General features: G+C 39.8%; 23 protein-coding genes. 13 read left to right on the top strand and 10 right to left on the bottom strand.

All coding sequences use genetic code 11. The features are described 5' to 3' along the window. Window positions 1-50: 50 nt before the first annotated feature. The 3 genes from H6G14_RS27680 to H6G14_RS27670 all read left to right on the top strand — a co-directional run bounded on the left by H6G14_RS27680 (window position 51) and on the right by H6G14_RS27670 (window position 2,179). The gene (locus H6G14_RS27680) at window positions 51-722 is read left to right on the top strand and encodes a response regulator (protein ID WP_190571525.1); all 672 of its coding nucleotides are present in this window, start codon (window positions 51-53) and stop codon (window positions 720-722) included. A gap of 198 nt (window positions 723-920) precedes the next feature. Next, entirely contained in the window at window positions 921-1,208 is a 288-nt protein-coding gene (locus H6G14_RS27675; protein ID WP_190571523.1) for a hypothetical protein, read from the top strand. A gap of 194 nt (window positions 1,209-1,402) precedes the next feature. After that, window positions 1,403-2,179: a hypothetical protein gene (locus H6G14_RS27670; RefSeq protein WP_190571521.1), complete on the top strand. Its 777-nt coding sequence runs from the start codon at window positions 1,403-1,405 to the stop codon at window positions 2,177-2,179. Window positions 2,180-2,369: 190 nt separating this feature from the next. On the opposite strand, the gene H6G14_RS33395 is transcribed toward H6G14_RS27670, so the two are convergent. Beyond that, the gene (locus H6G14_RS33395; protein ID WP_206757616.1) at window positions 2,370-2,564 is read right to left on the bottom strand and encodes a hypothetical protein; all 195 of its coding nucleotides are present in this window, start codon (window positions 2,562-2,564) and stop codon (window positions 2,370-2,372) included. Window positions 2,565-3,277: 713 nt separating this feature from the next. Between H6G14_RS33395 and H6G14_RS27660 the strand changes: the two genes are divergently transcribed. From H6G14_RS27660 to H6G14_RS27650, 3 genes are all read left to right on the top strand, one after another. Then, window positions 3,278-3,661: a hypothetical protein gene (locus H6G14_RS27660; RefSeq protein WP_190571517.1), complete on the top strand. Its 384-nt coding sequence runs from the start codon at window positions 3,278-3,280 to the stop codon at window positions 3,659-3,661. Between the two features lie 2 nt (window positions 3,662-3,663). Next, entirely contained in the window at window positions 3,664-4,044 is a 381-nt protein-coding gene (locus tag H6G14_RS27655) for a type II toxin-antitoxin system VapC family toxin (protein ID WP_190571515.1), read from the top strand. A gap of 92 nt (window positions 4,045-4,136) precedes the next feature. Further along, window positions 4,137-4,781, top strand: coding sequence for a tyrosine-type recombinase/integrase (locus H6G14_RS27650; RefSeq protein ID WP_190571514.1), 645 nt, complete (start codon window positions 4,137-4,139; stop codon window positions 4,779-4,781). A gap of 507 nt (window positions 4,782-5,288) precedes the next feature. On the opposite strand, the gene H6G14_RS27645 is transcribed toward H6G14_RS27650, so the two are convergent. From H6G14_RS27645 to H6G14_RS27635, 3 genes are all read right to left on the bottom strand, one after another. Further along, window positions 5,289-5,576 (bottom strand): hypothetical protein, encoded by a 288-nt coding sequence (locus H6G14_RS27645; protein WP_190571512.1) that lies wholly within the window; start codon window positions 5,574-5,576, stop codon window positions 5,289-5,291. Window positions 5,577-6,032: 456 nt separating this feature from the next. Beyond that, window positions 6,033-6,815 (bottom strand): HIRAN domain-containing protein, encoded by a 783-nt coding sequence (locus H6G14_RS27640; RefSeq protein WP_190571510.1) that lies wholly within the window; start codon window positions 6,813-6,815, stop codon window positions 6,033-6,035. Then, the gene (locus H6G14_RS27635; RefSeq protein ID WP_190571508.1) at window positions 6,812-7,735 is read right to left on the bottom strand and encodes a HipA domain-containing protein; all 924 of its coding nucleotides are present in this window, start codon (window positions 7,733-7,735) and stop codon (window positions 6,812-6,814) included. Before H6G14_RS27635 ends, H6G14_RS27640 begins: the two co-directional genes overlap by 4 nt. 281 nt (window positions 7,736-8,016) lie before the next feature. Between H6G14_RS27635 and parA the strand changes: the two genes are divergently transcribed. The 4 genes from parA (at window position 8,017) to H6G14_RS27615 (ending at window position 11,324) form a co-directional block, all read left to right on the top strand. Beyond that, window positions 8,017-8,658, top strand: coding sequence for a ParA family partition ATPase (gene parA / locus H6G14_RS27630; protein ID WP_190571506.1), 642 nt, complete (start codon window positions 8,017-8,019; stop codon window positions 8,656-8,658). Further along, window positions 8,651-8,872, top strand: coding sequence for a hypothetical protein (locus H6G14_RS27625; protein WP_206757615.1), 222 nt, complete (start codon window positions 8,651-8,653; stop codon window positions 8,870-8,872). The genes parA and H6G14_RS27625 overlap by 8 nt, the downstream gene beginning before the upstream one ends. Window positions 8,873-9,523: 651 nt before the next feature. Beyond that, on the top strand, window positions 9,524-10,453 hold the full coding sequence (locus H6G14_RS27620; protein ID WP_190571485.1) for a hypothetical protein: 930 nt from the start codon (window positions 9,524-9,526) through the stop codon (window positions 10,451-10,453). A gap of 256 nt (window positions 10,454-10,709) precedes the next feature. Beyond that, the gene (locus H6G14_RS27615) at window positions 10,710-11,324 is read left to right on the top strand and encodes a DUF4303 domain-containing protein (RefSeq protein ID WP_190571483.1); all 615 of its coding nucleotides are present in this window, start codon (window positions 10,710-10,712) and stop codon (window positions 11,322-11,324) included. Between the two features lie 163 nt (window positions 11,325-11,487). Here H6G14_RS27615 and H6G14_RS27610 read toward each other — a convergent pair whose 3' ends face one another. From H6G14_RS27610 to H6G14_RS27590, 5 genes are all read right to left on the bottom strand, one after another. Beyond that, on the bottom strand, window positions 11,488-12,312 hold the full coding sequence (locus H6G14_RS27610) for a class I SAM-dependent methyltransferase (protein ID WP_190571481.1): 825 nt from the start codon (window positions 12,310-12,312) through the stop codon (window positions 11,488-11,490). A 193-nt stretch (window positions 12,313-12,505) separates the two neighbouring features. Continuing rightward, window positions 12,506-13,219, bottom strand: a complete 714-nt coding sequence (locus tag H6G14_RS27605; protein ID WP_190571480.1) for a hypothetical protein — start codon at window positions 13,217-13,219, stop codon at window positions 12,506-12,508. A gap of 197 nt (window positions 13,220-13,416) precedes the next feature. Further along, window positions 13,417-13,689, bottom strand: coding sequence for a hypothetical protein (locus H6G14_RS27600; protein WP_190571478.1), 273 nt, complete (start codon window positions 13,687-13,689; stop codon window positions 13,417-13,419). A gap of 583 nt (window positions 13,690-14,272) precedes the next feature. Beyond that, the gene (locus tag H6G14_RS27595; protein WP_190571476.1) at window positions 14,273-15,928 is read right to left on the bottom strand and encodes a relaxase/mobilization nuclease domain-containing protein; all 1,656 of its coding nucleotides are present in this window, start codon (window positions 15,926-15,928) and stop codon (window positions 14,273-14,275) included. Between the two features lie 4 nt (window positions 15,929-15,932). Then, on the bottom strand, window positions 15,933-16,361 hold the full coding sequence (locus H6G14_RS27590) for a plasmid mobilization protein (protein ID WP_190571474.1): 429 nt from the start codon (window positions 16,359-16,361) through the stop codon (window positions 15,933-15,935). A gap of 516 nt (window positions 16,362-16,877) precedes the next feature. On the opposite strand from H6G14_RS27590, the gene H6G14_RS27585 reads away from it, so the two are divergent. From H6G14_RS27585 to H6G14_RS27575, 3 genes are all read left to right on the top strand, one after another. Next, window positions 16,878-17,384, top strand: coding sequence for a hypothetical protein (locus tag H6G14_RS27585; protein WP_190571473.1), 507 nt, complete (start codon window positions 16,878-16,880; stop codon window positions 17,382-17,384). Further along, the gene (locus H6G14_RS27580) at window positions 17,381-18,193 is read left to right on the top strand and encodes a hypothetical protein (RefSeq protein WP_190571471.1); all 813 of its coding nucleotides are present in this window, start codon (window positions 17,381-17,383) and stop codon (window positions 18,191-18,193) included. Before H6G14_RS27585 ends, H6G14_RS27580 begins: the two co-directional genes overlap by 4 nt. 133 nt (window positions 18,194-18,326) lie before the next feature. Then, a complete protein-coding gene (locus H6G14_RS27575; protein WP_242053869.1) occupies window positions 18,327-19,016 on the top strand; it encodes a hypothetical protein in 690 nt (229 codons plus the stop codon). A 182-nt stretch (window positions 19,017-19,198) separates the two neighbouring features. On the opposite strand, the gene H6G14_RS27570 is transcribed toward H6G14_RS27575, so the two are convergent. Then, window positions 19,199-20,766 (bottom strand): DNA primase family protein (locus H6G14_RS27570; RefSeq protein ID WP_242053853.1); only part of this gene is annotated, 1,568 nt, incomplete at its 5' end.

The following is a 20,766-nucleotide window of genomic DNA, read 5'->3' as shown; positions in this document are numbered from 1 at the left end:
GAAATTAGACAGCAGACAGGTAATTTTGTGGCAACGGGATTAATAAAATCATGCTGAGAATAGTAATTGTTGAACCAGAAACATTCACGCTCTTAGGCATCAAAGGAGCTATTGCACAATCTCCTGATATAGAAGTTACAGGGTCAGCCAAGTGCGGCAAGATAGGTTTTCAGTTAATTGAACAAGTAAATCCTGATGTTGTGTTAGTTGATTTATTATTACCGGACATGAGCGGTTTAGAACTTACTCGTTCAATTAAAAGGAATACTAATAGTAAAGTTGTCATTTTTACTAATGAGACACATTCAGACTTTATTAACTCGGCTTTTCGTCATGGTGCTGATTCTTATATGCTCAAGAGTGCTGATATAGAACTGATTGAACTAGCCATCAAGAGAGCTTACTTTGATGAATGTCTACTCGACCCTAAGCTGGCTAAAAAACTGTTAAAAAGCCCTTATCAAAATAGATATATTGACCGTAGTTTTGCTGAGAAAAACTTGCTTGAGTTACCTACCGAGCGCCAAATACAAGTCCTGCGGTTACTGGCTCAGGGTTTAGGTTTTGAACAGATTGCCAGAGAAATGTTTCTCTCTGTTAGTACAGTCAAACATTATGCTAGTGACTTGTACAGTAAATGGCACGTTAAGAACCGTTATGAGGCTATCAAAAGAGGGGCGTTGCTTGGTTATATAGACTATAACTTGATTGTGAATGAATGATGTATTGGGGAGGAGAGCGAAAGAATTAAGTTGGGGAGTGGTGGGGTTTAACTTTTCTCTATCTTCCTTCTTAAGAGCGGCTGGCTACCTACCCTAGTTCATTACCCTTCTTAAAAAAAGCCTTTGGTGATGTTCGACAGAGATTCTGTCGAGCATCTTTAAGTTCTGCGTTTAGCAGAAAAGTTTTACAAACTGCATTTGACAGACACTAGAAAAGCAAAAGTTTATGTTACTGGTATTACCCACAATGACACTACTTCCTGCTATCCCGAAGGTACACAAGCAATGAGGGAAGCGGGTACGATCCTTATTCAAAAATTCTCAGCTAACGGTAAAACACCACTGTCTAGAGTTAAAATTGTTCGCGGATTACTGGATGATAATGGTCAAAAATTAAAAGAGGCAGAGCGTACACTGCCAAGCTGGTTTAACCCAGAAGATATTTGCAACCATTTCAATGGTAAGCCGATTAATTTTGATGCTTAATTGCTGATGTTTAAGGGGAATTTTAAAGTTCAGGGTGAGATAGCAAGTCTAAACTTACCGTAATATTGCTTAATTATATGGTGATTTTTTTATATAAGAATTAAAATTGGTCTTGCTCCCCCACTTGTGTAAAAAGGCACTAATTTACTAGAATGATGAATATGCTGCCTTCGGAATTTTGTTTTAGAGTCGAAATGTTACTGAAGTCTGTAATTGATGACTCTTTTCCGTATGAATGGAATGAAGATTACATAACCCTCAATTTAATCAAAGGGCTGAGGAAATCTTTTAACCAAGTAACTTTATCTGGTTACAGGTACGAGTTAAATATCAATTGGGAAGTTTATAAGTACACAGGTAAACCAGAAACTTTATATGGTGATATAGCTGTCCTAGTCCAAATTAAATTCCGCAATGGAGAGTTAACAGAAGGAGTAGGCTTTCTCGAAGCAAAAATACGTTCGAGAGATTCTGTTAACTTTGAATCTCTCAAACCCAAACAGTTAAGTGACATTACATCTAATGCACCTCATGCCTTATTACTTCTTTATGACTACGAGAGTATTACTACATTTATAAATTCAGTGTCTGATTTTTATCGTGTTCGCCACTACTTTGATGATGAAGGAATTACTGAATATCTTCGATGGTATAATAAATATGGATATTTCCCATCATTTGGATCTGAGACTCATTCTGTTGTAGTCCCAGCTAATTTAATATCTATTAATTCGCCCAAAAATACTACTTTATACAATCATTCGCTTCCATTATCTAATCAGCTATGCTATCGATACTTGCTTGGTTTTGATCTTGAGTATAATTCCGAAGCTATCAATATAGCTAAAGGATACTCTGCTCTGAGGCGTTATCCAAAGTATGTCATGGTCATTCATGTAGGGCAAAACAATGACCCTCCTGAACTAGAAACACAGCTAAATTTAGAATTACTACAACCTCTACAAGAATAGTTTTTTGTCAAATGCAACAAAGCCCTCAGCCAAAAACCGAGGGCAAAATTTTTTTATGGGGCAGATACGCTGAATTTCTACAGGTATCCGTCATTATTCTAGTGAAGGTGGAAATACAGATTAATCGTCAAGACGCTTAATATCATCCTGACCAGTTACCTGCAATTGAATACCGTCTGGCTCAAAATACTTACCACCAATCTGGTATTACTCCATCGTGAAGAATTATTAGTTCTTCTGGGTAAAGAGAAAAATACTCCAAAGCTGAAAGTTTTCTGTAGTCTTCTCGACGACGTGATGATAAGAAAATTTCTGTGACTTCACCTGCAATGTTGCTACTCTCAGGTTGTACTAAAACTGACTCCTTATAAAAGCCTGTGACCATAACTGTGAAAAATCTATTCCCAGGCAAAGTCGTACTTCGGAGTTCAAGTTGTTGGCCAAGCTCAACGCTGTCCTGGAAAGTTGTACCAAGATTGAAAAGAATAGGTTCTACCTGACTTGAAGTATTGAGTGCTAATTGAAGAGGCAAATAAACGTTTACCAAACTCAGTCTCCTATAATTTGGCAAAAATCTAGTTTAGCTGTTACTAGTGACAACATACAACATCTAGGCGAAATAAGTTACTCAGCACCGAATTAAGCCGTTGACAGACAATTCTGATAGCAAGACGATATCACCGATTGTGTCCCCTTATAGCGAAAACTACAACATCCAGGCCCCCGTTGCTAGATAATAGGTGGTGGTATTGGAAAACTCCACTCTCAATACCAACCATTCTGATTAATCAGGGTCAAATCGTTTTAGGCTGTGGATCACTCTGTCAACAGCCAAGCCATGAAAATCAATCGGCCCGATCAATCCCAGTCATTGAAGATTTACGCCAACTATTGCCGACAATATAATTTTGATGCCCCTCTAGCCCAATCTGGAGGGGCTAACAAAAGTAGAGAGTGCATATTTGCATAATTTAAACAGTCTTACGATGATTAACTGATAATTTCAAAAATATATTGGCTAGGCAGATTAAAATAGTAATGGAATGCTATTTTAGTTTTAAGCCAATAACTTTAGTTAATTTTGTAACTAAAAGTATTATGCCAACTCAACAAGATTTAGATTCTATATTAAGCCAGTTAAAGCAATTAACCCCAGATGAATTGCGAATATTAAAACGTGAAATAGATTTAATTATTAGTCCTCAAGAAGATTCTATAATCGATGTAGCCGAAGCTGTTACGTATGAAGCCCTGCTACGTCCAATACAACAACCACAAGAACTTCAGGAAACTTTAGCAGTTATTCTCAAAAGTCTATTAGATTCAGTCGAAAATCCTAGAGAAAAAAATGATGAAGTTCAAATAGAAGATTCTGCTCAAAAATCACCTAGACCTTTAGGTATTTGGAAAGGACAGGTAGAAGTTTCAGATAATTTTTATCAAACATCAAGCGATATTCTTTCTGAGTTTGGTATAGGGTAATAATGGAATTGTTGCTTGATACTTGTGCTTTAATATGGTCACTTGAGGATAACCCCTGTCTTTTACCTGAAGTCCGTCAACAGATTATAGACCCATCAAACAATGTTTTTGTTAGTGCTGCTAGTGTTTGGGAGATAGAAATAAAAAGAAAAAAAGGGCAGCTAAAAACACCAGAAAATTTGTTAGAAGTCATTACTTATAGTCAATTTAGTTTTTTACCAATAACAGAACACCACGCTGTTAAAGCAGCAGCCTTACCTGAACATCATAAAGATCCTTTTGATAGATTGTTAATAGCACAAGCAATCTTAGAAAAAATGATTATAGTTACGTCTGATACTAAGTTTGGGCAATATGGAGTAGCTGTTTTAAGTGCCAAGTAAGAATAAATAATAAAGCGCAGCGCGATCGCACAACCTGATAAAACTGCCCCAAATCGTTGTAGGCTGTGGATCACAGGGTCAACAGTCAGCCAATGAAAATAAACAGGCACGGACGCGCCAAGGTTCTGACGCAGCAAGAGATACAACTAATCTTCACTCACGGTCTAGACAACAACCGAGATCGCACCTTGTTCGGTGTGTGCCTGTTTAGTGCTGCCAGAATCCGCGAAGCCTGCACCCTGTTGGCTGATGACATCTACACACCCAAGGGGCAAGTCAGATCGCACCTAATTATTAGGAAGGCGAACACTAAAGGGAAGCTGGCTACACGCTCAATCCCAGTGATTGAAGACTTGCGAGTCCTACTCACCAACTACTATCCACTAGCGGGTAAGCCCTATCTATTCCCCGGTCGCAGTAACGGACACATCAGCGAAGACTCAGCCGCAAGGATACTGCGCGGTGCTTGTAAACAAGCCGGGATAATTGGGGTAAGTACGCACAGCTTCAGGCGCACCGCGCTAACCCAGATGAGCAATGCTGGTATTCCACTGCGAGTAATTCAAGAAATTAGTGGGCATCGCAACCTGGAACAGTTGCAGAAATACTTGGAAGTGTCGGATCAGCAGGTGTTAGGGGCTGCCGCCAGCTTGGCGATGCTGTCACCTGTGGGTAGAACTGGTGTAGAACTAAAACTCGATGAAAAGCTAGAAATTGATGCGAATAGTCCCCGTTAGCGGAAGAGGTTGTAGGGTAAATGTCGGGAAATGGCATTATGACGACATCGGGGCGAAAGCCCCACCAGTAGGCATTTAGCCAACGATTAGCAAAAAACGCGATCGTTCTCGTTGGCAGAAAATACCTGTATGACGACATTTCTATACCAACGTCTACACGGCAGGAATTAAGCCAAGTTTGACGCGCTCGCCTTGACCCCCCGATCAAAAAACGGGGATGAATAAAACCAAGCGCCGCCCCAGGTAATAAAACCTGGGGTGAATTTTTGCTAGTTAATGCTTAAGCGCGTATATAGTGAAACAATGCCGTTTATCCCACCACCAATAGAAACACCTTAAACAGTAAGTGTTAATACAAAAATTTCGTGGGTACTCAGTACAGTTTTTTAGTCGTTTAATCGCCATTAAAGCCGCGCCGCCGTTGGGTTACAGCTAGGCGAACAAAAGTTTACAACCATCAATAAGTAACTAAGACCACCGCCGAAGTTTACGTTTGAACAGCTTTAATTAAGGCTTATCTTTATCCACTGAATTTGAGTCAGTTTTATTAAATATGCTTTTTAAAAGAGTAGAAACTAACGTCAATATTAAAGGCACTATAAAAGAAATAAACTTGATCACAAAAATTACTGGCAGTACAAACATCAACTTTAGAAATATAGAAATGAAAGCCTCACCATATTTAGGGTGATAATCAAGCCCTGATCTACGAGGGGGTCTACGGTTACTATATTTAATTAGTTGGTTAATATCTTTCCCTAAACCAACTTTATATTTTCTCTTGCGTCTTGGCATACTTAAACTTATTTAACGTATATATTTCTACTTATGTTTCCCTTAAGAAGTAAATAATTAACTTTAATACCACGCTTAAGCATCGACCGCGCAATAAAGCTGCACCGCATTGGCTCTTAAATACCTTAATATTTATAAGTTGTGAAAATCCTTAGTAATAAATTAATTACAAAAATTTCTTAATTTGATGCAAGCCGAAAAGCTACTTCTATTCTGTTTTATTTTTGACTTGCCCTTATCTAGAATTAACTTGGTAATTATTTGAGTAATTACTCAAATGAGTTTTTACTCAAAACGCTATAACCTTTAACTAACAAAAGCTATAGCCGGGTTGAAGCAAAACATAAGCGTAGAGATAACACTTATTGCTACAGATGTTTCTCATACACTGAAGCAATTTAGTGACATAGTATTACTGTTAATGTATGATGCTTAAATTCGTGCTTTGAAAATAATTTAAGCAGGAGAAATTAGGGATGCTGTAGCAAAATCTTCCTTGATGAGCGGTTGATACTCTTCACCAGAAAAGGGGCGAAAGTTCTGATTGCATAAAGTAGTTATCCTACACAATAGACGGAACTGGAACGGTGTGGGCGGTAAATTGACACGCTCTACACGCAGGTCTACTGAAGTAGGATCTTGACGAAGAAGCTCAAAAACTTCACTCCGTAAATACCGTGGGCAGTAACCCACAATATAGTGATTCTCAGTATGGAGAGTTAATGCCAGGGAGTCATGAGGGTTTTGAAATTCATGAGCTAACCATAACTTATCTTCTGGCTCCAAGTGATTAATCCGCTCAATTGCAGATTCAGGTAGATGTCTTAGCCCGTGGGCGAAAAAGTGTAACTGATACTGGCCGGCTACATTTGGCTCTGGGCAGGGGAAGACAGCGAGACTGTCTGTTTCCCGTTGTCCACCACTACGGGCTAAAATTGCCAGTGGATCTACTTCATGCTCTGAAATATTCAGCCATTGCAGAAAATTGGCGTAATCAGGACGAGAACGGGACATCAGCCGATTAGAGAAAACTGGAAATAAGTGGGTTGATGTATATACTTGTTCTAAGTGAGGAAATGAAGATAAAGGTGAAAAACTGCACATCTGTTGTGCCTCTTTTACACCTTGGGTGTAGACAAACTTGTATCTTGCACCATCAAATGTTAATCGACCAATGGGAAACCAAGAGCGGCTCTCCGGGTCTTGCCAAGCTAAAAATAGTGTTTTTTGTGTCGTCACTGGAGCGATTTCCTTAAATCAAGTAGCCTATTTTGGTTTACTGACAAAATCTTCTGTGCAAACTCAATGGCAACAGTTGAGATACGCAATTTATCAATGCGATTAAAAATCAAGTGCGTATTCGCTGTTGAGATGCGGTCAAGACGATCCAGCCAGATATGGGCAGCTTGGGGGTAAAGGAAAGCAACTCGGTGAAATACATCAAAAGTTTTTAGGGGCTTTTTGTCTTCAACACTGTTATAAAAAGCAGAATAACATTTATTTGCATAAGCCTCGACTGAGCGTTTCTGTCTCTGTTCGTCAAGGAGGTCACGTCCTAGACAAGAGGCATGGTCATAGGTGGGTGCTAAGTGTATAGTTTCTGTGGATGCCACCTTCTTTCGTACAAAACCCCAGTTTTCGTGGTGACGATCTCCGTTGCCAATCCAAGCATCTAACAGAAGGTAGCCAACAAACACTTCTACTGCTTTTTGGATACCGCTCGGTGGTGTCCAAGCTATTGGCAAGCCCACATCCAATGCTTCTATCACTTGCACAACAATATCTATTGTATGTTGTGATACGCCGTAGGTGGCAGAAGTAGGGTAATTTGGCACAACTGGCGTGAGAATTTCATTGCCATGAACAAGTGTCCCTCCTGGTGGCAAAAAGTTGGCTGAAACTACACCTCGATTACCTTCCCAAGTTTCTGCTAAATGGTAAGTGGCATGGGGTAATCCTAAAAGCTCAGACAACTCTGATGCAACTTTCTCTGCCCAATCTTCTCCTAAATTTTGTTGTCGCGCTTGTTTATATAGGCAGCGACCAAGTTGTTCATGCTGAAACCAAAATTTATACTTGCTGCCCATCACTTCGTTACTGGAAAGCTCATAATCGGCTTTGGTAACAAAAATGACGGGAAATTCAGGAATAGGATTCATTTAGGTCATTGACAATCAGTAGGCATTTTTCACTGGATTAAGCATAGCCTGCTTAATCTATAACAAGGTTTCTCTTAAATAAACTTGAGTATTTACTCAAATGAATACTTACTCAAATGAGTATTTACTCAAAACTCTGGAGTCTACCTCATCAACTAAAACTCGCTTTTTCTTGATTCAGGATTTTGTTTGATTTTTAACTTGTCATTACTCAGAATTAATGCTTTGATAATTTGAGTATTTACTCAAATGAGCGTTTACTCAAATGCTGGAGTCTATAAATGCCGACAGTTATCGCCATCCTGAACCAGAAGGGAGGCTCAGGTAAAACAACGATCGCTACTAATCTTGCTCATGCACTGAAGCGAGATAGTTACACAGTATTACTGGTAGATTCAGATCCACAGGGCAGTGCTAGAGATTGGAACGAAGCCAGTGGAGGGAACATCATCCCGGTTGTGGGATTAGATCGAGAAACACTTGCTAAGGACTTACAAGCTATATCGCAAGGTTACGACTGGATTATCATTGATGGTGCGCCGCAAATCGCCAAGCTTAGTGCAGCTGCGGTTAAAGCTGCTGACTTGGTTCTCATCCCCGTACAGCCAAGCCCCTACGATATTTGGGCGTGTGCCGATCTGGTTGACATAATCGCCGCACGTCGAGAAGTTACCAACGGTAAACCACAAGCCGCTTTTGTTATTAGCAGAGCAATTAAAAACACCAAGCTCAGTGGCGAGATTAGCTCTGCACTCTCTGACTATGGTTTACCAGTGCTAAAAGCAGGCACAACTCAACGGGTAGTCTACCCCACCACAGCCGCAGAAGGATTAACTGTTTTCAGTGACCCAGGCAGTGATGCTGCTAGAGAAATTAATACACTCAAAAAGGAAGTGCTGGAGGTACTCAAGCATGGTGCTTAAAGCAAAGAAAACACGACGCGACCATGAACAGAAAAACTTGGCGATTGAAGCAGCAAGTAAGGAAGAAACTACCCGCCTCAATGCAGAAATCCCAGTCAGCTTACACAACAAGGTTAAGATGCGGGCCATAGAGGAAGGCAAGGGTAGCAGCATTACCAACATTGTGATCAAGGCGCTAGAAGCCTATCTAGATACCCCAGTCTCCAAAGATTGAGTAAAACTTCATTTGAGTAAATACTCAAATACTCATAAATAAATCTCTCTATATAAAAGGCGATCAGCTTCGCTGGTGCTTCTTGCAATCGCATCCGGTAGAGACAGCAAGAAGCACCATGTCATGGCAGCTTGTGTAATAAATAATTACGAATGTAAGACAATTTACTAAGTATGTCCTAGCTATATCTGAGTTTTTTAGGGTCAGAATATATCAGCATCAAATATAGATTTTCATCAATGGTTTTGTTGATTTATTAGTAATTTATTGATGATTTGGCTGACAAGTAAGAAAAAAGTAAGAAATTAATCAAATAGCTATATTAAAAGCCTTGCCTGATAAGGCTTTAAGATAGGTGCAACCGCGCAGTTGTGTTGTGCGGTCGAGGTTGGGGAAGTGCGATCGTCGCCTCAAGATAGCGGATAAAAACAATACTTTTCAAAAGTAAGAAATGAGCGCCTCAAATTTCTTACTTTTATTTGCTACAGCCGAGATTTATCAGTAGTTGGGGTAGAGAGTAGATTAATGCTGGCATATTCGATGGCGCTAGCCACAGAAGACTAGTTGAGGTTATTCTTTCTTGATTTATTATCTAATTGGTGAAGGCATAATATTTCTATCTGCTAAAGCAGTTCTGGAGCTACAAATAAAATGACTGTTTTATTATTTGCTATCCTGTTGGCAATTAACTTAGGTGCTTGGTGTTATTTGACTCTAGCTAATCCTCTAAAAGTCTCAGAACAAACAGCAACTAAACTTACTTTTATTATTCGACCAAAAGTATTTTTAGGTGTAGGAATATTTTTTAGTCAATTATTTGTTCTATTTTTATTTGCATCTATTGTATTTACACCTATTACACAACTTGTCTGCAATCGTTATCCAAACAATATATCTATTTCAAATATTGATTTGAGTGCAGGACAAAATACTCTAACAGGAATGTGTAAGTTAACAGAAAACTATTGGTTTGGTCTAGAAAAAAGTGAAGTGCTAGTTTCTGAGTTATTAGAGGCTAAATTGGAAACAGAGATGCAAACCGATAGTCAAGTTAAGCCTCAATACTTGTATAAAATTTTACTGGTAACTGATAAAGATAGCTTTGCTTTTCCAGATAGAACGTACCCAAAATTTAGACTTGAAGAATTACAATCAATAGTATTGAGGATTAACAAATTTTTGAAAACCCCTACAGAGAACAATTTAGCGGTTATACTTGATGACACTTTTATGGGTTACATTGTTGTCAGGTTTACTGTATTCTGTGGAATATTAGCGTTGTTAGTAGCGTCACCAGGGTTATTTATCACTTGTAACCTTAACAAGGAAACAAATACTGTAAAGCTTAGTCATTACAGGTGGTTTGGAACGTTAGGAAAAACAGTTTTTCAATATTCTTTGAACGAAATTACTGATGTTAAGCTTGAACGTATTGATACTAGTATAGATGAATACTTTTTTCGGGTTATTTTAGTCCTAGAATCGGGTGAGAATCTACCATTAACGCCGAATTATACTTCAAATTATATAAATGGAGATTCTATAGTTAGAGTAAATAAAGATTTTCTAGAATTGAAATAAAGTTCTTAAAAGACAACATTTTCCAGGTGCGGCAGCGCAATCAAGGTGCGACACATTGGCTACTACAAACCTTGATAAATAGACAAAATTAAAGAGTGAAATAGATTGGTTTCTGAATTTTTTCTTACTTGCACTATTGAGTTTTCAAGTTATTAATCACAGTGTTTTTGCTCCCCTCACTGCTAAGTGTTTAGTATTATGCTTAACTACATATTGTATTTAACTAACGATTATAAAATGATGCGGAGTTACTTGCATGACCAAGGAACGGGAACAAGCGTTTTCAGCAATTCGTGATGCAATCGCTAATGGTATTAAAAATTTTTTAGCTGCTTTTATGCACGATTGGGCTAACGAAACAATGTATGGATTTCTTCTAGAAGCTTCTTGGGAAGGAACCTCTGTAGAAGCTGTGGCTGCAACCGAAGAAGGATTATTGCGTATAGCTAAATCTTATGCAGCCTCCGATGGTAAGGAAGATGAACAATCCATTAATTATCAACGCATTCAATTACGTTGGGGAAGTCCTGAAGATGGCTGGTACGCTAACTATGATGCAAATTTCTTTACTAGAGCTAATCAGTTACTTATCCAAGCTCATGAAACAGGATTGATGGAACTGGGCGATCAACAATTACAGCAGTTATGTCTTAAGGTGCTACGAGAATTAGATAGTGCTGGAGTTTTCGCAAGTGCTGAGACTCGCCAAAATATTGTAATTGGTGTTTGTGACGTAGGCGGCGACAATACCGAAGAAGATTTTTTACAGTGGGCAGAAGCAGTTAATCCACCAGTAGTGATGGAACGATTACGCCGTGAACTGCAAGAAGCAAATGAGATATACACGCGATCGCCTTCAGGCGGGGCGTAGCTCATCGCTTGGGCGTTAATTGAGGCTAAATGCCTCACAATTAAAGCTTTTACCGCAATGTCGGTTAACCCCACAATTCCGACATCCCAGTAAAGAAAAAAGCAGCTAAAAAGAGCGCTCATTTAGATTACTTAGAAAGACTACAAAATATGTCATAAATTTGTTATGCCACCTGCTCACTAGGTTTACGAGCTGTTACAAAGAACATCGTGATATCATTCCAATAGCCTTCTTCGGTTGAAGCTTTATTAATTTCTTGAAAGTATTCTTGTTTACACTGCTCTAACTTTTCAGTTGACCAATTTACATCTTGAAGCCCGAACGCACTCTTGGCATTACCAGTCCAAGCACTTTCTCCATCTTGCAAGTAGAAACCAAATTGCTCAGTTGTAATTTCGCTCTCTTGAAATCCAATCGTTTCAAGCAGTTGACAACACCGCTCAGGGGTTCCAAGTAACTGATTAGGATTGGGAATAGTAATACCGTATCGTTCTACTACTGCCCGAAATAAGACTGACGCAGTTGGGGAGCTTTCGGCAAGACAGGAAAATGCAATAACTCCCCCTGGTTTCAAAGCATTGTGCCATCGACGTAGTGATGCTGGAATATCTATTAAGTAGACGATGGCGGATGAACAGAGGATGGCATCAAACTGGTTCGACGGCAATTGTTGCTCATCCGCATCCGCTTCCTCAAATTTGATATTTGTCAGTCCCAAAACCTCAATTTTCTGCTTGGCTTGCTGCAACATTCCCAAAGCAAAGTCAGTCCCTAAAACACTGCCTGTAGAACCAACAACCATCGCCGCAGCAATAGCCGCTAAACCAGTTCCAGTAGCAATATCTAAAACTTGTTGACCTGATTGTAATTTTGCCAACTGGACTAATCGTCTTGCAGCCCTTGTATGAAACTCATTCTCGTAGTTTGTTCGACTGTTGAAGTCATTGAGAATTTGCTGTTTGTAATCACTTAGAGATGAGTAAGTCATATCAGGCGTTACTGTGTTGTTTTGAAAAAATTTTACGTTAAGGAAGCTCTTGAAGCCATTAACGCGCAAGGAAGTTGCGACACATTGGCCTTGAAAAATCCTTCAAAAACTGGCTTTCAGCTTCAAAGTAAGAAACGTAGTCATCAATGTTTCTTAAACCGAATTTCAGGTTGCGTCTATATCTATAGCAATTCTATTCAACCTTACTACGAAAAAGATTTTCTAATATCATCGCCTCAATCTCAGGTAGTATCTCTTGAAGATAGTCATGCTTTGTACCTGCATATTGCATTAGCTTAAAATCGGCTCCAATTTTTTGCAGAAAATCTATGATATTTTCAGGATGTCTGGCATATAGAACATACCAGTATATATTTTTCAGTAACGGGTAGAGATCGTCTCTATCTTGAAATCTACAGAGTGATAAATTCCACCCACTTTTTTCTAAAACGTTAACAAAAATACACGCTGTGACTCTGCTGAAAACAGTTTTCAAATTGATATCTACATTAGGTTCAGCCGCTATAACGAAATGAGTAACTAAGCAATAACCTTGCAAATCTCTTTGATAAGATACTACATTTTCAGCCATACCTGATGTTCCTCGTGCAATGTATGCTCTGACCTGTTCTCCAGAACATCCGCGTAGTTGCTTTCCAAGGCTATCAATGTATAAGCCATCTTTATCCCTGAAAGCCATGCGACTTCCAAACACTGGGCAAGCATAATCACGCTCTATCCTTCCTAGATGTAACTTATTACAGTAATGAGATTGGTCATTTAATAATATTTTGAAATGAAATTTATTATTTTGTCCATCAAAAAATATTGGGGTGTTTTCTAAGAAAGATAAATTAAAATCTGAAAATAAACTTTCGGCAAATTCATAATGAGAAAATCCAGCCATATATGTAATGAAATTACTCTCAGCTTCGGAAAATTCTTGTCTATATAAAAGAACTTCCCTAAGTAACTCGATAGTTGGTCTTCTACACTGATTGACTAGTTCTGTAAATTTCTGATGCACAATCCTATACCTTATCTAAGCATCTCAACAATTGTGTAAATATTTTTCCAGTTTCATAAATTTCAATTGAGCTTCAATCAAGTATCAATCTCACAAAGGCGACGAATGAGCCGAGCTTGTGCTTCCAACTGGTGAAGCGCCCAAATAGTGGGAGTACGCAATTTTTCACCACGCACTCCCATTGAGTACAAGACTATTGGTAGCCAATGCGCTTTGAGAGTTACCATCACTGCATCAGCTAAAGTAGACCCAGGTGAGATAGGGCTAGTCTTTAAAAAATTAAGTATTTGGCCATCGATGTTGTTACTGTCTCGTTTAATAGAAAGAATTTCTTGCTTGGCATCGCTCATATAAACACCGATAATTACGTAGGATTAAAGGAGATTCAAAAACGTAAAATGTAGCGTAAGTTACAAATTACTTTTTAGCTACCCATTTGGACTAAAAACCCAAGTTTTCTGCATTTTGGCTGCCTGTTAGCAGTCATTAGCAGTTATAAGATGCAAATTGCCGTTACAGCTATTAACAGTTTACAACTGCTGTTGACTGTCAATTGATGTCATCGGGTAGCATTTTGACACCAACGGTTTTCCCTAAAAATTGCTTCTAACTATTATGGTGACTGCAATAGAGCTATTTTTATCAAAAATCTCTATGCTGCTGTTGGGGAATTTTGAACAAAAATCATAATACTAAAGTGTTGCAAACATACTTCAAAAAAACCGTGGAAAAATTTTTTGTAGTCTGTTTGTTTTTACTAATTTCCCAACCAGAATTTAAAAACTCGGTGCGAAGAGGCTCTTACTCTTGGAGTGGATCTAGTTAGCCCAACCAATGATCACGGCGACGAGGAAAGGTTGGCACATTAAAACTAGAAGTTGGGACAAGCTATTTATGTTTTTTTACCTCTGTCCACAATAAACCAGCATTTACTTATAGAGATAATCCTTCATCTCTAGCTCTTGCTTGCTGTCGTTCTTGTTCTATATATCTAAGCAATATCTGCTTTGTTTTTTCCCAACTTTCAATATCTGACTGCCTGACTTCACCTATATTCACTACGGAATACTCAATCTCACCTTGAGGATTACGGTTGACCTGGACACGAAATACCTCACCTCGTTCATCATGAGTAAACACTAATTCCCTACCTTGTTTTGACAAAGTAGAATGTTTAAATTTCAGGCTATCTTTACCAGTTCCTTTGAGTGAGTGATTGATTAGCTCAACACCCACAGGGACGGCTATAGATAATAACTGTCGCCTTAATTGCTGTTGTTCTAGGGGTTGAGTTTCAGGTAATGGTTGCCTTCGCGGTAATTGAGATTTAGCAATTAATACTAATGCCCTTGCTTCATCATCATCCCAATTGGCAGGGCTGGCTTTGAGTATTTCTTCAACTTCTGCGGTGGGTTTTCCATCCTTAAGTGCCTTAATAGCTACTTGTTTATCCCGGTCTGTGAGCAATTCATTCTCTAGCTCAAGGCTGTAATACCTGTATAATTCTAATGATTGAGCTTGTGTTATTGATGGCTTAACTTCAGCTATACTTTCAGATTTCTGCGGCATTCTTTGAGCATTAGCTGTAGTTACATTGGAAGGCTGCTGTTCTATTATTGGTGAATTAACTGGCGTAATTGGGGCTGATTCTATGAGTTGAGTTAGCCGTTTAATTTCTGTATCATCTCGTTGGGATTCATAGCTTATACCCAATTCGCTCTGAAGTTTGCTAAATGAGCATTTGTATTTGTTGAGATTGCCACCCTGTTTCCAAATTAAACGAGGTGAACCATCTTCATTAACTGAACCTACATCAATACCAAATTTAATTCCTCTGACTCCCCCATTGTTGTAATAACTAACGATAGCTTTAATCTGATGCTCCCTCCATAACCTCTCAATAAACTCTGGCATTGTGGGTTTAGAAGCAGCCACTCGCTCAATTGCCTGCCTCATTATTTCTTCGCCGGGAAGCCCCATACTCTCGACTCGTTCTAATTGATTGCGAGTCATTGCTTTGCGTTTACTCTCCCAACTACTCTGTACTGATGTGAGGTTAAATTCTCGCTCTAAAAGTCGTGCTGAGTGTTCCGAATGGGCGTAATTATTCCAAGTACGGATGGATTTCCCATCTAGGTTATTTACCCTAGATGCCACGGTATGGGTGTGGTCGTGTTCTTTATCTGAGTGTCGAGCTATAAAGAAGTCATAGGCTGGTAATTCTGTCTCAATAAATTCATCAACTAACTGGTTTAGCTTGGTGTCTGATATTCTTTTCTCTGCCTGTTTTACAAGGGATTCTTCTCCTTTTAGCCGCGATAAAACAATAATCGAGGCGAAATGGCGTTGAGAAATCTTAGCTAATTCGTCATCATTTAGAGTTCTGTCAGTTTTCGGTACACTGAGCATCAGGTGATAACATGGGTCTTTTAACTGTGGGTTAAGGTGGGCTGACAGTGTGAACTGCTCTACTAATTTATCTGTGGTTTGACCGTACATATTCCCGCCAATAATCTTGGCTTTCTCTTTCTCTAGTACATATTTAGTAGTGCCTCGAAATGATTTATTGGCTTTGATTTTGGTAATCATTTCGCTAATCCTCGTCTGGTATAGCTTGAGATAAGCTGGCGTGAGTTTGTTCTAATAGGTCAGTTAGTTCTTTGATTGTTTGCAGATATTCCCTGACATTACTGGTTAGAGGTTGACTACCAATTTTTATTGCTTCGTTAATGGCTTTGGTTTGCTGGTTGAGGTTATTCCCTATCTTTTTAAGTTCGTAGATGGTCTGTCTGTTAACTTCGGGGATAGTTAACTTGGGTTGGAGTAAAGGGTAATCAAATAATCTTGCTCTAATATAATCACTCTGCACCACCCCGTTACAACGTTGTTCTAGTCTTGTTTTTTCGGCAGTGCTTACCCTAAAGGTGATAGTTATCTCTCGCTTCTCATCCGGTTCTACTACCCGATTACTTAGAGTTTGGGCTAGTTGATTACTTAGATTGGTGCGAGGGTCTGGTTGCATAACTATTAGACTTTTAACTATTAGTTGTTCTTTTTAACCGGATTATTCGCTGTAGCTGCTATGGCACGAACTGCCGAGCAGGTAGGCGAATAACCCGGCACATTCTGACTAATTTCCCCTTGACAATACTTCTATAAAGGGGGTTTGGGGGACACCCCCAACAAGCAATTTACGACGCTTTACCCGAAGGGTAAAGTAGCGCGTAGCGCGTTACGGCGTATTGCTTGCCTATGCCCCCACGCGAAAACCAGGGCAACCCAATCTCCTGGGCATAGCGCGGATCTAACAGTAACGCCACAGTGCGTAATCAGAGGTAATCCTGAAATGTGGCTGTGTGCGAGGGCTGGTGATACGCCAGCGCTTATTTTCTGGTTTTTGATATTTTTTAGCCTAGTCTATGTTGGTAGTGCTGTATCTGTTTTTTGTTTCTATTCGTCACATCTAGACAAGAATCTTAAAGTTCTTTTGTACTATTTTTTTCTACAATTTAATAATTTATTGCTGATACTGCTAACTATGCCTCGTAAACCTAAAGCTGTTCCTTTATCTAAACTAGACGACATTCAAGCCAGCCTTAAACAAAAAGCGGCCACTCCTAAAACTATCAGTCTGGAGGAATTGGTCAAAAGTTTGGCTAAACCTATTCAGGATATGTTGGATGCTGGCTACGATTATTCGGATGTGGCTGAGGTTTTTAAAGGGCATGGTGTTGAACTAGCTGCTAGTGGTATTAAGAGTTTTCACAAGAAAGTTTTGACAACTGACACTGATACATCTGGTGATACTTCTGGAGTTTCATCTGAAGAATCAAGTTCTGAATCATCAGAATTATCTTCGGATTTAACTTCTCAAGAACCTATAACTGGTGATGGTATTTCAGCAGTTGATTCAGATGGTTCGTCTAATTCATCGTTAGACACAAGTGAGCAATCTTCTGATTCAACAAATAAAACCACTAAAGCAAAGAGAGCAGCAGCTAAGACTCATGGACAGTTCAATGTCACTGATAGGAGTGATTTATGAAACGCATTGTCATGATTTTGGGGGGTAAGGGCGGTACTGGTAAGACTGCTTTTACTCGCTTACTACTGGATGAAATCCAGTCTAAGGGGATTAATTATCTCGCTTATGATGCTGATACTGAAAATCCAGAACTCTATGAGTATTATCAAAATTTTGGCTCTGGGGTAAGGTTATTAAACTTTATTGAGGTCACGGAAGCGAAGCGGTTTTTTACAGAAATTAAAGCCGATAGTCCTGACGTGGTTGTGGTAGATATGCCAGGAGCTAGTAGTAATAAAACTAGGGAGATTATTGGCAAGTTTGGTCTATTTAAGATAGCTGGTGATTTGGGTTATCGGGTAACTCTGGTGACGGTTTTTAATTTGGGTTATTCGGTAATTACCAGTCTTAAAGCTATGGTAGAGTTTTGCGGTAATCAAGCTGATTATGTGGTAGTTAAAAATCTCTGCTGGGATAAGGGGTTAGGTTTTCTGCGTTGGGAAAGTAGTAAAACTCGGACGCTTATTGAGGAGTTACAGGGCGTGGAAATTGAGATGCCTGAGTTGGATTATTCAACTTTCGATATGTTGATTGAGAAGGGTTTACCTTACTCGGCGGCAACGGAAGAGAATGGTTTTCCGTTTGGGGATTATTTATTGGTAAGTGGATTTTTAGATAAGGCTAAACCGGAACTAGAAAAGGCTGGGGTTTATTTGGGGTTGACTCAACCAGAAAGTAAACCAACTGTTTCATCTGCTGCTAAAACTGCAACTGGGTCAAAGACAAGTGGGTCTACTTCTCGTCGGGGTCAGAAGAAAAACGATGAATAGTAGCAGTAATGAATTTAGGTATTGATGAAAATTTTATCGGTTTGGGCTGGGTGTCAAAATTAAGGGATATGACAAGAGTTTTGATTACGCTTAAAGCCCACGCTTATGTAAAAAGTAATCTGGTGTGTCACTGATGAATAATGATTCCGGCAAAAATAATCATGACTCGGCTTCAAATGCAACCTCAATAGAGTTGACCGAATTGGGGGAAGTAAAAACAGCACTGGGCAGATTATATAAAGAGTTTGAAAGTTTAAAACAATCACAGAAAACTGAACGAGAACGCGATAGGGCAGAGTTACAAGCATGGGCGCAAACCAATCTGATTCAGAACCAACTCCTCAGCAAAGCGATGGTGACTATCGAGATGCTGACGGCGGAATTGAAAACTCAGAATATCTCCACGAGCGAGTTAGAGAAGAACAACGCCGATTTAATGCAGCAATTGACTCACTTCACGATGCAATCACAGAATATTCCCACATCGCCGCCCGCAATCGAATACTTAGAGTTCAAAGGGCTAAATACCGAAGTCTCCTTGCTCAAGGGGAAGTGGAAAGAGCTAATACGCCAAACCACCAACTTGACAATGCTCATTCAGGAGTTGAAGAACAGCCCTCCCCCAGAACCAATCATGATAGAGAAGAAGGACTCTCACTCTGAAGATGCCAGTAAATATATACAGATTGCCTTGTTTACATCAATATTTACTTTGTTGATTTTCTTTACCTTGAATCAAGTTATTCCTGTCAAAAGCTATAACAATTCTTTTGGTTATTTACCTCGCATTTTTGAGCGAATTGCTTGGGCTAATACCAAATGACAGCGTATTGAACGCCGTTAGGGTAATAACCTTAATCGCCGTAGATAAATTAACTTAAGTCCAGAATGGAGATAAGTTACTAGGGCTTTTATCAAAATTTTAGGCAGCTATTTAGGGGAGTTATATACAGGTTTGTCTGTGGCTAACTTTGGCATTAGCCGCACACCTGATATTTAATCCCCCTACAAGCTATGACCTTTCTTTGACCTAAGAGTTTCAATAGCCTTGCTCTCTTGTAAGGTCAATAAGTCCCAAACAGTAGATTGAAACTCAACACTCCAGTCTTGTATTAACTCCTCAATCATGTCCCAAGACTGTAAAGCAATACAATCTCTAATCCGTTCCAGATTAAGAAGAATGTCCGAGTAGGCATCTTCAGAATTACCAGCACTAACACAATCATCGGCTGGAGAATCAGCATCAGCTTGATTGGGTGCTAATTCCTCTGTAGATAAAGGTTCATCTGTTGGTATTGAAGGTATCTCTACAGGTGACGGCTGCTGTGATTGCCCTTGTGATGGCATTGATGACGGCGCGAAACCCTTGCCACGATTGTCTTGTGACGGGGGGGGATTTGAGGGCTGTTTTTGACTTTCATTTAAAAGCAATACTTGTTGATTGTCTGCCAGTTGTGGGTCGATTTCTCTAGGGAATAGATCCAAATTTTGAGTAGTATTTTTTTCAATTAAAATTGGGCTATTGCTGTCAACAAAACCAGAGTCCTTATTTAGTAAGGATTTGGAGCCGTCACCAGGATCGTCACCTCTGCCATCACTACCGCCGTCACCAGCAATAATTCTTTGAGCTAGGGTGTAATCATGAGTTGGGATATGGTCATCCATCCCCACAATTCTCAGGCGCAATCCGCGAATAAATTTTCCGGTCTTGGTGGCTTCTTTTTCAACTTCCCAACCCAAAACACTGCGGCACAACTCCAATAAATCAGGGGAGAAATTATTGTGATGTTTGGCGTGATTGCCCGACTTACGGCAATAGTGGTTATACGAGCCAAACAGTGTCACCGGGGTAGTACCGTCTTCTCCTTCATGGCGATCGCTGCCGACTGGTGTTTTCGCCATTGGGTCATAAATGATGTGCTGGTTAATCCAAGCGGCGATGGAATCGACGCGGGTGCGGTTTTCCCAAAATTCCAAAGCACATTCGGGAATCTCTTGTAATCCCAGCAGTACGTTAGTAACGTGTTCATCAGGAATGCTGAGAACATAGTTGGTAAACGCCGATAATTCAGGTGCAAATATTGCTTCTAAGTTGCGGCGTTGTGACACTGGTACTTCTTTATTACAAGGCATGGTAATCACGCGGCGCTTGACACGGCTGGCCGATTCGCCCATGAAAATCGGCAGGTTAGACAGCACTAAGGCCATGCCGTCATAGCGATAGGAAAACGCCTTTTTCCCTTTCTCCTCGGCCCGTAAAAAGTCTTCCCCAGTCAAAGAAAGGAATTTACCCAGCTTGCCTGTTTGCTTGTCCTCGTCAGGGAACAGTACCAAGCGCTTGCGGTAAGCATTAGCGCCTTCAAATCTGTTACCACACCATTCCTCAAGAGTGGTGGTGTGGACATTCTGTTCACCAATTAAATTCACTACCAGCCTGCTATAACTGCCCTTACCCGTGCCGCCAGGGCCAATCAGGTGAACAAATTTTTGCAGGTCATGTCTGCCCTTGAGGACGGCGTTACAGTAACAAAGCAACAGGTCTTTAATAGAGTCGTTACCGTTGGACAGGTGGT

This window comes from Nostoc parmelioides FACHB-3921 (assembly GCF_014696625.1).
GTDB lineage: Bacteria > Cyanobacteriota > Cyanobacteriia > Cyanobacteriales > Nostocaceae > Trichormus > Trichormus parmelioides.
This window is presented reverse-complemented; position numbering and strand designations above follow the sequence as displayed.